7 protein-coding genes are annotated in these 12,113 nt (G+C 58.7%); 4 read left to right on the forward strand and 3 right to left on the reverse strand.

The genetic code is table 11. The features are described 5' to 3' along the window. Window positions 1–41: 41 nt before the first annotated feature. Complete coding sequence (gene truB, locus Enr8_RS21665) at window positions 42–917, forward strand: tRNA pseudouridine(55) synthase TruB (protein WP_146435701.1); 876 nt, start codon at window positions 42–44, stop codon at window positions 915–917. Window positions 918–1,187: 270 nt separating this feature from the next. After that, window positions 1,188–4,100, forward strand: a complete 2,913-nt coding sequence (locus tag Enr8_RS21670; protein WP_146435703.1) for a DNA translocase FtsK — start codon at window positions 1,188–1,190, stop codon at window positions 4,098–4,100. A gap of 87 nt (window positions 4,101–4,187) precedes the next feature. Here Enr8_RS21670 and Enr8_RS21675 read toward each other — a convergent pair whose 3' ends face one another. The 3 genes from Enr8_RS21675 to Enr8_RS21685 all read right to left on the reverse strand — a co-directional run bounded on the left by Enr8_RS21675 (window position 4,188) and on the right by Enr8_RS21685 (window position 6,654). Next, entirely contained in the window at window positions 4,188–4,577 is a 390-nt protein-coding gene (locus Enr8_RS21675; RefSeq protein WP_146435705.1) for a hypothetical protein, read from the reverse strand. 152 nt (window positions 4,578–4,729) lie between these two features. Then, complete coding sequence (locus Enr8_RS21680; RefSeq protein ID WP_146435706.1) at window positions 4,730–5,608, reverse strand: DUF1559 domain-containing protein; 879 nt, start codon at window positions 5,606–5,608, stop codon at window positions 4,730–4,732. Window positions 5,609–6,051: 443 nt separating this feature from the next. Beyond that, window positions 6,052–6,654, reverse strand: a complete 603-nt coding sequence (locus Enr8_RS21685) for a hypothetical protein (protein WP_146435709.1) — start codon at window positions 6,652–6,654, stop codon at window positions 6,052–6,054. A 509-nt stretch (window positions 6,655–7,163) separates the two neighbouring features. Here Enr8_RS21685 and cimA point away from each other — a divergent pair. Continuing rightward, window positions 7,164–8,792, forward strand: a complete 1,629-nt coding sequence (gene cimA / locus Enr8_RS21690; protein WP_146435711.1) for a citramalate synthase — start codon at window positions 7,164–7,166, stop codon at window positions 8,790–8,792. 122 nt (window positions 8,793–8,914) lie between these two features. Beyond that, window positions 8,915–11,995 (forward strand): valine--tRNA ligase, encoded by a 3,081-nt coding sequence (locus Enr8_RS21695; RefSeq protein WP_246120207.1) that lies wholly within the window; start codon window positions 8,915–8,917, stop codon window positions 11,993–11,995. The last annotated feature ends 118 nt before the right edge of the window (window positions 11,996–12,113 follow it).

Consider the following 12,113-nt stretch of genomic DNA (forward strand, 5'->3'; position numbering starts at 1 on the left):
CCAGTGATCTCGCTACCGCCTCTCCCGTAGATTCTCGTCCCATGCACGGCATTCTCAATATCCACAAACCGCTGACGTGGACCTCGCGCGACGTGGTGAACCGGGTGAACAAGTTCGTTCGCCCAGCCAAAGTGGGGCATGCCGGCACGCTCGATCCGCTGGCGACCGGCGTTTTGATCTGCTGCGTCGGCAGCGGCACGCGGCTGATCGAGTATGTGCAGAACATGCCAAAGCGCTACCTCGGCCAGTTCGAACTTGGCAAAACGAGCGATACCGAGGACCTGGAAGGAACGATCACCGAGATCGCCGATGCCCCGCAAATTTTGGCCGACCAGTTGGCGGCCGTCCTGCCCGAGTTCGTCGGTCAGATCCAACAGCGCCCCTCTGCCTTTTCGGCGATCAAAGTCGACGGCAAGCGGGCCTACGACCTGGCGCGCCAAGGAGAGGCGGTCGAACTGCCGACGCGAGAAGTTTTGATCTACGAGATTAACCTCCGGAGCTTCGAGTATCCGCGATTTGAGATCGACGTCCTCTGCGGCGGCGGAACCTACATGCGGGCTTTAGGGCGCGACATCGGCGAGCGTCTGGGCAGCGGGGCCATGATGACCGGGCTGTCGCGAACCGCGATCGGCGAGTTCCGTTTAGAAGACGCGCTGCCGCTGGAAGAACTAAGCGAAGAAGCGATCGCCGCCCATCTCGCTCCTCTGGCGCCGGCGGCCAGCTTATTGCCGCAAATCACGCTGACTGAGCAGGAAGTCAACGAGATGCGTTACGCCCGGGGGATTCGCCCGGAGATGGAAAACGCCGAGCCCGAAGTCGCCGCGCTCGACGACCAAGGACGCCTGATCGCGATTCTCACCCGCCGAGCCGACCACAGTTGGAAGCCGGTGAAGAATTTTGTCTTCACGCTCGAGTAGTCGGGCGCCACTGTTGGCTTGTCCCAATAATGTCGGCACCCCAGTTCCACGTTGCTGATTCCACTCTTGTCGACTATTCCGGTCGTACTGCTAGCTCCGATTCTTTTCACCAGCGAAACGGCGCCGCGCGCGGATCTGCCGCTGATTTACTCTCGCTAGCAATGCCGAAATAGAGAGAGACGGACCAACAGGATTTGTCGGGCAAGGATTCGCCCAGCGACTTCGCGACATGCGCGGCATGTCGTCTGCCATAAAGGAGTGGCGCCCGCCATGTTCGAAAATCGCAGCCTTCATCGCGACCTACTAGCAATCGGTCTGGCGGCGGCGGTCTTGTTTTTAACCCTCTCGCTAGTCAGCTACGACGCGGCGGACCCAATCCCTGCGCCGATCTTTCCGATTAGCGAAGTTTATCAGCCCGACGTGGTGGTCTACCCGCCGGCCGAGCGCGCCCACAACATCTGCGGCGGCATGGGGGCGCTGGCGGCCGATCTGCTCTTCTCACGGCTTGGCGGCGTCGGCGCGTACTACCTGATCCTCTCGCTGGCGGGGCTCGATTTCATTTTGCTCCGGCGGCTCGAAGTGTCGGTCCCAGCGTTGCGGATGTTCGGCTGGCTCGCGTCCCTCACTGGATTGACCGCGCTGGCGGCGATGTACGCTCCTCTCTTGCACAACGGGCCGCTCGCCGGATCGGGGGGCGAGCTGGGAATGCTCGGGTCGGCGCTACTGCATCAACACTTCGCCGCGGTTGGGGGCACGCTTCTGGCGCTGACCGTGACGGCGGTGGGGCTGTTCCTCTGCACCGACTACGAATTGCTCCGTCTGGCGATGGTTGTCGGCGTGAAGGGGATTGAGACGGCGGTGCTGGGTAAGCGGATGGTTGCCAAGCGGATGGGCAAGAAGGGCGCCGATAGCGAAGACGAGGCGGCCAAAGACGAAGAATACGAAACCACCGACCTGGAAGATATCGACGAAGAACTGGCCGAGGGTATGAAGATCCGTATCGGCGGTCGCCAGGTCGAAGGAGAAGAAGAGGAGCACGAGGAAGAGGAAGCCGAAGGGGAAGAGTGGGAGGAAGAAGAGCAAACCGCCGACGAAGAAGAAGCCGAGTGGGAAGAGGAGGCCGAAGAAGAGGAAGAGCCGAAAAAAGAAGCGATCCCGGTCAAGACGCTCGCCGACAAAGTTGAGAAGGTCGAGAAGGAAGAAGATCCGCTGGCCGTCAAGAACAGCAAGTCGAAGAAGAAGGCCAAGGAAGACGATCGCCTGGCGGTGATGAAAGAGCTGAACGCCGCCGCCGACGACGAGCCGAAGCACGAGCACTACGAACTGCCCCCGATCGACCTGTTGATCGAGAACGAGGAGTTCTCGTACGAGGCGCAAGAGAAGGAAGTCCGCCAAAAGGCGAAGGTCCTCGAGAAGACGTTCGCCAACTTCGGCTTCAACGTCAAAGTGGTCGAGATCGAGACCGGTCCGGTCATCGCCCAGTACGAAGTCGAACTCGAAGCGGGCCTCCGTCTTTCCAAGATCACCGGCTTGGCCGACGACCTGGCGATTGCGCTGCGCGTGCCGAGCGTGCGTATCGTCGCGCCGATCCCCGGCAAGAACACCGTTGGCATCGAAGTGCCCAACGACGAGCGGCAGATGGTTCGCCTGCGCGAGGTGATGGAAGAAGGTCTCGGCCGCGGCGGCAAGATGAAGATTCCGATCTTCCTGGGCAAAGACGTTTCGGGCAATCCGCTGGTGGTCGACCTGGCGTCGATGCCTCACTTGCTGATCGCCGGTCGTACGGGTACCGGTAAGTCGGTCTGTTTGAACGCGCTGATCACGTCGATCTTGATGACGCGTCGTCCCGACGAAGTCCGGATGCTGATGATCGACCCGAAGATGGTCGAACTGAGCTGCTACAAAACGCTGCCCCACTTGATGCACCCGGTCGTGACCGACATGAAGAAGGCGGAAGCGATTTTGGCTTGGGCGGTCGAGAAAATGGAAGAGCGGTATCAGCTGCTCGCCAAGGTCGGGGTGCGTCATTTGAGCGTCTTCAATCAGCTGAGCCCGGAAGAGATCTACGACCGGATGGAAGTGGGGGACGAAGAGGATCGCAAGAGCGTGCCGACTCACTTGCCATACATCGTGATCGTCGCCGACGAAATGGCCGACCTGATGATGACCGCCGGCAAAGAGGTCGAGCAGCACATCATTCGTCTCGCCCAGAAGAGCCGGGCGGTCGGTATTCACCTGATCCTGGCGACGCAAAAACCTACGGTTGACGTCATCACCGGTTTGATCAAGTCGAACTTGCCGGCTCGCTTGGCGTTCCAGGTCGCCAGCCGCACGGATAGCCGCGTGGTGCTGGACGAAATGGGCGCGGACAAACTGCTCGGCAACGGCGATATGCTCTTCCTGTGGCCAGGTACCAGTTCCCTGATGCGTGGTCAGGGTACGTATCTATCGGACGAAGAGATCAATAGTGTCGTTGACTTCGTCAGCACCGGCGAGCAAGACTTCGTCAAAGAACTGGTTCAGCTACGCGTCGAAGATGGCGCGGTCGCCGACCCCAGCAAGATGAAGAAACGGGACGACCTGTACGAGCAGGCGGTGGATGTGATCGTCGCCGAACAGCGTGGTAGCGTGTCGCTGCTGCAGCGAGCGCTTGGCGTTGGTTATGGACGTGGCGCCCGCTTGATCGACTTCATGGCCGAAGACGGAATCGTTGGTCCGTACAACGGTTCGCAGGCCCGCGAAGTGCTGATCGACGTCTTGGAATGGGAGCAAATGAAGGCGGGCGACGGCCCCGGTAAGATCGAGATCGAAGGGGAAGAAGAGGGGGAAGACGCAGAGCTGGAGATCGACGAAGCTCCGCCGGAGAAGAAAGAGCCGCCGAAAGCGAAGCGAAGCAACAAGGTCGTCCCGGTTCCTGACGTCGAAGAAGAAGAGGAAGAGGAATACGAAGAGGAGGACGCCGAGCTGTTCGACGAGGAGGAAGAGTCGGAAGAAGAAGTCGAAGAGTACGACGAAGACGACTCGGAGTATGAAGAAGAGGAAGCGGACGGCGACGAAGAAGAGTACGAGTACGAAGAGGAAGAATACGAGGAAGAGGAGTACGAAGAGGAAGACGAATACGAAGAGGAGGAAGAGGCCGACGACGATGAGCCGGAAGAGGGCGGTCGGCAGAAGACGGCTTGATATCAGGCTTCCTCATCAAACGTCGCTTCTCCCAAAAAAAAAGGACGCTCGTGTCGAGCGTCCTTGGAACTTGACTTTCCGCGTCGGCTACTTGCTGACGGTAAACTCCAGCGAACCGGCGTTTTCCTGTGTGATGTTCGCTTCGGTGTGAAATTCTTTGAAGATCGCCCGTCCCAAAGGGATCTCCTTTTCGGGCATCGCGTTGCCGTCGAAGCCGTAGATTCGCACGCGATAGGCGCCCTCGGTCATGCCGTATTTCGCCTTCGTCGTATCGAACTTGCCGTCGAAGATATCGGCGGAAACGGCAGGCCCAGAGTTGCCTTGCGTCGAATTGGGGGTGAAGGTCACCGAACCGCGGGGAACCGGGGCGCCCTTAAAGTTGACGACGCCAGCGACCGGCAAGCTGGTCGAATTGGACCCGCCACAGCCAACGGCCGCGGCGAGCAAGAGCCAAATTGCGTAGTTGAAAAATCTCATGGGGCAGACCGAAAAAAACGATTGGGGAACGAGGATCAAGCGGCCGGGCGTTAGAGCGGTTTTCTTCAATCTTTAGCGTTCTGGCTGGTTCGGTCGCCTTGACCAGCTTGCCTCACCAACGCCAGAAACGCGACAGCTATCAGAAAAACGCGCTAGTCGAGCGGTACCGCTTCGCCCCCTTTGCAACTGGCGGCCGACAGATAGGCGTCATGGTCAATCGTTTCGGCTAGGAACCGGACCGAGCCGTCCGCCAGCGTGAACATCGCCCCGCCGGGATGCATGCTGCCGAACGACATGTCGTTGAAACGGCTGGTTTGATCCGAGTTGATGGCGTCGTTGACGTTCTTGGCGCCAGCGCAGTAGTACCGGACCCGTCCGCCGCGCGACCAAGGACGATAGCGAGTAACGCGTCCGTTTCGATCACTCCAGGAGATTTCGCCGAAGGCCAACGTGTTGCTTGTGCCATCGATGATGTCGCGCATGCCTCGGGATTCGTCTTGATAGAAGATGCCAACCTTCGAGAAGCCGCCGTGGGCGGTATCGACCCCAGCATCGGCTTCATAGGCGCTGCCGGTCGCCGGGTTGGTTCCTTTCGGGCCCAGCACGCCGTAGTAGTGCGTGGTGTAATAGTCGTTGTTGTCGTCGGCCTGCTGCTTGGGGCTGCTTGGGCAGTGGTAGGCGTCGATTTTGGTCGTTAGGAATTGCGAATTGACGCCGGAGCTGAAATTCAGCTTCGTATCCATCTGGTCGTACATGTTGGCTTGCTCGATGAACGGCAACATCGCCACATGCAGCGCCGTACGCTCGGAGTCTCCCTGGCAACCGAGCGGGAACTTGCCGTGCGTATCGTGATAGTTGTGCAGGCTCAACCCAAGCTGCTTGAGGTTGTTGGAGCAAGACATCCGGCGAGCCGCTTCGCGAGCCTGTTGAACGGCCGGCAACAACAGGGCGATCAGCACCCCGATAATGGCGATGACGACCAGCAACTCAACCAACGTGAAGCCGCCGCGGCGGCGATCCATTCCAGACATAGGGAGCCTTCAGTTAACAAGAGAGAGGAGAATCTCGCCTAGCGTCCACAAAGGACGCTGGGACTTCGGGAAAAGTACGAAAGCGATGTCTCGCCAAGCCGAGGCAACGACCAATGAACGTTGACGCATCGATCTTGATTGATTCGTGGGGCGAGCTGAAAATCAAACGCCAGTCAGCTGGTTGAAGTTTCGCGCCCTAGAGTTATTTGTAACGGGGAGGATGCACGCGTTCGCATAATTCGCATTGTTTTTAATGCATTTAATCGAATTTTTCAACGAGAATGCCCATCAATTTTTTCTTGATTTTGGCGCCGCTTGTGGATCTTCCTATTAGGTGCATGAAAACACCCCGCAATGGCTGGTTTTCTTGCATAGCCAATGGCAGATTTTCGGTAGTTCTCTAGCCCGAACTAGGAGGATTGAGAAGGTCGAGGGAAATGGGCTCAGTTGACCGGTACGTTTTCCCAGGTCACGCCCTGACCGGCGGCGACTAACTCCAAGGCGCGATCAAAATTCCAGCCGACGACTCGGCGTTTGTGGGGACCTTCATGCCAGGAATCAAACGTGACGGTCTGGCCGAACGCCTCTATTAGAGCGACGAGCGATTCTGTTCCGCCAAAAGGGAGCGCCAACGGCGTGTAAATCAGTTTGCCTTCGGCCGGCGAAAGACGGACGAGCTGGTCGTAGGTGCATTCTTTGTCGAACAAGGAATCGATCATCGAATCGAAGTCCCAGTTACCGGGGAACTGAAACATCGGGTGATCGAAACGCAGTTGCGGCTCGGTCAGTTCCCAAAGTTGCTGGTAAACCTTGCCTTCTTCACTATCGAGGTTGAAAACGTCGGCAAACCAGGCATTCGCTTCCCCATCGAGGTAGTCCCGCCAGTTGGTTTCTTTCTTGGGATGATAGTCTTCGTCGGACAGGATTCCGTCAACGAGGTCGTTCACGATTTGCTTTTCGCACTGGAGAGCTTCGAATAGCTCTAGCAGGGCCGGGAACCGCTCAGTCGCTGCGATATCGAATTGCAAATACTGAGAGTTCAGCATCGGCTTGGTTTCCTGTATGCGTGCTGGTATCTGACGCCACTTATTCGAGACGAGCCGATCAGCGTAGAGGCTAGCGCCGTTTGGACCGGTTTCCCCCTAGAACTGTCAAAATGGGAGGTTTTTTCCCGACCGTTCAGTTCCGCCGGTTGCAGGTCGATCTTACGGAATGTCTCCCAGGGTGCGAACCGCCCTCCCCGCGGGTGCGTCTGGTTGACATAGATTGCTGGTAATTTTAGACTTACGTCTTCTTTCGCAGATGCGTGAGACAGCCGTCCTCCGCGGTAGGGTGCAGACAAAATGCCCAACATGCAGATCAACGTAGGCTCACAAATGGGACCGATTACGATCGTACGAATCGTAGTACCGGGCCGTTGTGGGCTTGGCTAGAGGAAACGGCGAAACACCGACATCCAACAGCCCTGAAGCCCATTGCGGCCTCAGGGCTTTTTTTATTGTCGCTGCCTTGGCAGCAACCCAAACGGCAGGCCCAGCCAGTAGGGACGTTCTTCATGAAAAAAATCGAGATCTACGACACGACGCTACGCGATGGCGCCCAAGGAGAAGGCGTGAGCTTTTCTTTGCAGGACAAGCTGTCGATTACCGAGCGTCTGGACGAGATCGGCGTCGATTTCGTGGAGGGTGGCTATCCCCTGTCGAACGAGAAGGACGCCGAGTACTTCCGCCGCGTTCAAAAGCTCGACTTGAAGCACACCAAGGTCTGCGCCTTCGGCATGACCCGCCGCAAAGGGATGGACGCTGCGGACGATCCCGGCATGCAGGCGCTGGTCCAGTCGGGCGCTCCCGTGGTGACCATCGTCGGCAAGACGCATGACTTTCATGTGACCGACGTCTTGCGGGTGACGCTGGAAGAGAACCTGGCGATGATCGCCGATTCGGTCGCTTACATCGTCAGCCAAGGTCAGGAAGTGATCTACGACGCCGAGCACTTCTTCGACGGCTGGAAGGCGAATCCCGAGTACGCCGCCGAAACGATCCGCGCCGCCGCCAAAGCGGGCGCTCGCCTGGTCGTGATGTGCGATACCAACGGCGGCAGTCTGCCGGAAGAAATCGCTGAGTACGCTCAGAATGCGATCGCCGCGTTGGCCGAGTTCAACGTGCCGGTCGGCATTCACACGCACAACGATGGCGATCTGGCGGTCGCCAACAGCCTGGCTGCGGTTGATGCCGGCGCCGTGCAGGTACAAGGGACGATCAACGGTTTTGGCGAACGTTGCGGCAACGCCGATCTCGTCTCGGTGATCGCCAACCTCGGCCTGAAGAAGAAAGGCTACGACGTGATCGGCGGCGAAGGTTTCGATCATCTGACCGAACTGTCGCGTTATGTCTATGACACCGCCAACGTCAATCGTCGCAACAACCAGCCGTTTGTCGGGCAAAGTGCATTCGCCCATAAAGGGGGCATGCATGTTCACGCGATCAACCGAGCCGCGTCGAGCTACGAACATATCGCTCCCGAAATCGTCGGCAACGAACGCCGCGTGCTGGTGAGCGAGTTGTCGGGCCGCTCGAACATCATGGCCCTGACGATCAAGCACAACCTGCAAGACGACCGTGAGCTGATGGACAAAATCCTGGCCGAGGTGGTCGCCAAAGAAAACCAAGGTTACCAGTACGAAGCGGCCGAAGCGTCGTTTGATCTACTGGTCAAACAGGTCGCCGGCGTGTTTCAGCCTCACTTTGAAGTGCTGAAGTACCACGTTGAAGTCGAAGATCTGGTCGAGCACAAAGTGGTCGATCTGGTCACCGAAGCGACCGTCAAGGTTTCGGTCGATGACGTCGTCCACTACGAAGTGGGCGAAGGAGACGGTCCGGTGCAGGCGCTCGACGTGGCGCTGCGTAAAGCGCTGAACTGCTGCTTTGCGACGCTCGAAACGATGCACCTGGTCGACTACAAGGTTCGCGTGGTGAACCAAGAGGCGGGGACCGCCGCGCGGATTCGCGTGATGATCGAAAGCGCCGACGAAGAAGACGTCTGGGGAACCATTGGCGTCAGCGAGAATATCATTCAGGCCAGCTGGAACGCGCTGGTCGATGCCATCGAATACAAACTTCATAAAGATGAGCAACGGGGTAAGTTGCCGGCGCGGGCCAGCGCCGAGTCAACGGCGACAAAGTAGTCGTCGCTTGCCGCCGAAGCGAATAAAGCTTGAGCCCAAAGAAAGTGGAAGCTGTGACTTTCAATCCGAAAGATCTCCCGAATCGATTTGATTTTGTGGCCGCCCAAGAGCGCATCTATCCCATGTGGGAACAGCGGGGTTACTTCCACGCCGAGCCCAACCCCAACAAAGATCCTTACACGATCGTGATCCCGCCGCCCAATGTGACCGGCGCCCTGCACTTGGGACACGCCCTCAACAACACGCTGCAAGACGTGCTGATCCGCTACAAGCGGATGAAAGGGTTCGAGGCCCTTTGGGTGCCCGGTACCGATCACGCCGGCATCGCAACCCAGGCGATGGTGGAACGCCGCATCTTGGAAGAAGAAGGGCTCTCGCGGCATGACATGGGGCGCGAGAAGATGGTCGAGCGGATCTGGAAGTGGAAAGATCAATACGAGGCCCGCATTCTCGGCCAGCTGAAGCGAATGGGAAGCAGCTGCGACTGGGAGCGGACGCGGTTCACGCTTGATCCGATGTGTGCCCGGGCAGTGCGGAGCACCTTCTTCGATCTCTTCTCGAAGAACCTGATCTACAAAGGGAAGCGTTTGGTCAACTGGGATACGTTCCTGCAGACCGCGGTGAGCGACGACGAATTGTCTCATGAGACGATCCAAGGGCATTTCTGGCACTTCAGCTATCCGGTGATCGACGCGCAGCCGGGCGAATCGCCGGTGGTGACGATCGCCACGACCCGCCCCGAAACAATGCTGGGCGATACCGCGGTGGCTGTCCATCCTGATCCGGAGAAAGCGCTCACTGATCTGGAAGCGGAGCTGAAAGAGAAGCTGAAGACGGCGCCCGGCAAAGAAAAGCCGGAGATCGAGGCCGAACTCGAGCGTCTGGCGGAGCGTCGCAAGACGATGCTGCCGCAGCTGATCAAGTTGCGCGACATGGCGCTCGCCGGCCGCAAGCTGATGCTGCCGCTGATCGAACGCGAAATCCCGCTGATCGCCGACGAGTGGGCGAAGCCCGAGCTGGGTTCGGGCTGCGTGAAGATCACCCCGGCTCACGATCCGAACGACTACGAAGTGGGCGTGCGGGGCGAACTGCCGATGATCAACATCCTGAACCCCGACGGCACGCTCAACGAGAACGCCGCCCAGTACAAAGGGATGAAGATCTACGACGCCCGCGAGAAGGTGGTGGCCGATCTCGACGCGATCGGCCTGCTCGACAAGGTGGAAGATCGCGAGATCGACCTGGCGCACTCCGACCGTAGCAAGACGCCGATCGAACCTTACCTGGCCGACCAGTGGTTCATCCGTATGGACGAACTGGCCCAAAGCGCGATGGACGCAGTGACCGACGGCCGCGTGAAGATCTTTCCGTCGCGGTACGCCAAGGGTTACGTCGACTGGCTCAGCGAAAAGCGCGATTGGCCGGTCAGCCGACAGCTGTGGTGGGGACATCAGATTCCGATATGGTCGCAAACCTGTCAAACGAAGGAAGATCACGACAAACTGATCGCCACGCTCGACGCCGATCCCGATATCAAGGCCGAACGGGCCTCGTACCAGATCGAACGCGATGTCGAACGAGAAGCGGCCGAAAAGAAGGGGACCATCCAGGGCGCCGCTCGGGTGGGCATGCCCTACTCGATGATTCACGTCTGCATCAACGAAGACAACGACGATCTGGCGACGAAGTACGAGAAGCTCGGCTTCGTGCGAGAAGAAGACGTGCTCGATACGTGGTTCAGCTCGGCGTTGTGGCCGCACTCGACGTTGGGTTGGCCCGAGAAAACGCCGGAACTCGATTACTTCTATCCAACCAGCACGCTGATCACCAGCCGCGACATCATCACGCTATGGGTCGCCCGGATGGTGCTGGCCGGTCTGAACAACATGGGCGAGATTCCATTCCAGGAAGTCTTCATCCACCCGACCATTCTGGATGGCACCGGCGAACGGATGTCAAAGTCGAAGGGGAACGGGGTCGATCCGCTCGACGTGATCGAGAAGTTCGGTACCGACTCGCTACGGTTTGGCTTGGCCTATCTGACCACCGAAACGCAAGACGTGCGGATGCCGGTGCAGTTCGAGTGCCCCCACTGCGGCGCGTTGATTGATCAGACGAAGAAGAACCGCATCCAGCCGAAGATCGAGTGCAAGAAGTGCTCGAAGGAGTTCTCGACGCAGTGGGCGATGACCGACGCCGACCTAGCGCTGCCGCGCGGCGCCGTGGTGAGCGAACGGTTCGAGATCGGGCGTAACTTCTGTAACAAATTGTGGAACGCCGCTCGTTTCACGATGATCAACCTGGAAGGTTTCGAGCCGGCCCCGGTCGACGACGCCGACTTGCAACTGGAGGATCGTTGGATCCTCAGCCGTTTGGCCTCGGCCGAAGCGGAGATGACCCGCTGCCTGGAGACGTATCGCTACGCCGATGCAGCCCGTGCGTTGTATGACTTTGCGTGGGACAACTTCTGCAGCTTCTATCTGGAGATGACCAAAGAGCGGTTCTCCGATCCGGCGCAGCGTCCGCTGGCGCAGCGAGTGATTATCTTCGTGCTCGATTCGCTGCTGCGAATGTTGCATCCGCTGGTGCCGTTCATCACCGAAGAGATCTGGCAGTCGCTCGGCAAGCTGGCGCCGAAACGCGGTTTTGCCGACGTGACCGAGGCGACCGACAGTATCATGGTCGCCGAGTGGCCGTCGATCGATCCGGCCTGGCAAGACGAGAAGATCGAAGCGCAGTTCGCCAAGTTCCAAGAGACGCTGGCCAGCCTGCGAGAAATTCGTAGCCGCCAGAACATCGCCCCGCGCGAGAAGATCGAATTCGTCATTCGTTGCGACGCCAAGGCGGTCGATTTGCTGGAGACGATGGAAGCCTACTTCGGTTCGATGGCCAACGCCCAAAGCGTCGGTTGGGGCGAAGAGGTGACCGTGCCGGAGACGAACGCCCGAATCGATCTGCCGGGGATGGAAGTCTATGTCGACTTGAAAGACTTCATCGACGTTGGCGCCGAAATCGAGCGGAACCAAAAGCAGCGCGACCGTTTGCTGGGGATGATTACCGGCAAAGAGAAAAAACTGTCGAACGCGAATTTCGTCGAGCGGGCTCCCGCTGACGTCGTCGCCAAAGAGCGGGAAAGCTTGGAAAACGCCCAGCGTGAGCTGGAAACGGTCGAAGCGGCTCTGGCGAAACTGCTGAAAAAATAGGGAATGCGAAGGCCGGATCCGGGGGCGAAGGCCCCTGGCTCTGGTTGCTCGAATCCCTGCGGGTCTATAATAGGGATACGTTAGTAAGCCCGCCTCATCGCGTCACGATCATCGGTTC

This window comes from Blastopirellula retiformator, assembly GCF_007859755.1.
Taxonomy (GTDB): Bacteria; Planctomycetota; Planctomycetia; order Pirellulales; family Pirellulaceae; genus Blastopirellula; species Blastopirellula retiformator.

Coding starts and splice junctions, on each gene's coding strand:
- Enr8_RS21685 (WP_146435709.1), bottom strand. CDS start 6,654: ATGCTGAACTCTCAGTATTTGCAATTCGATATCGCAGCGACTGAGCGG.
- Enr8_RS21680 (WP_146435706.1), bottom strand. CDS start 5,608: ATGTCTGGAATGGATCGCCGCCGCGGCGGCTTCACGTTGGTTGAGTTG.
- truB (WP_146435701.1), top strand. CDS start 42: ATGCACGGCATTCTCAATATCCACAAACCGCTGACGTGGACCTCGCGC.
- Enr8_RS21695 (WP_246120207.1), top strand. CDS start 8,915: ATGTGGGAACAGCGGGGTTACTTCCACGCCGAGCCCAACCCCAACAAA.
- Enr8_RS21670 (WP_146435703.1), top strand. CDS start 1,188: ATGTTCGAAAATCGCAGCCTTCATCGCGACCTACTAGCAATCGGTCTG.
- Enr8_RS21675 (WP_146435705.1), bottom strand. CDS start 4,577: ATGAGATTTTTCAACTACGCAATTTGGCTCTTGCTCGCCGCGGCCGTT.
- cimA (WP_146435711.1), top strand. CDS start 7,164: ATGAAAAAAATCGAGATCTACGACACGACGCTACGCGATGGCGCCCAA.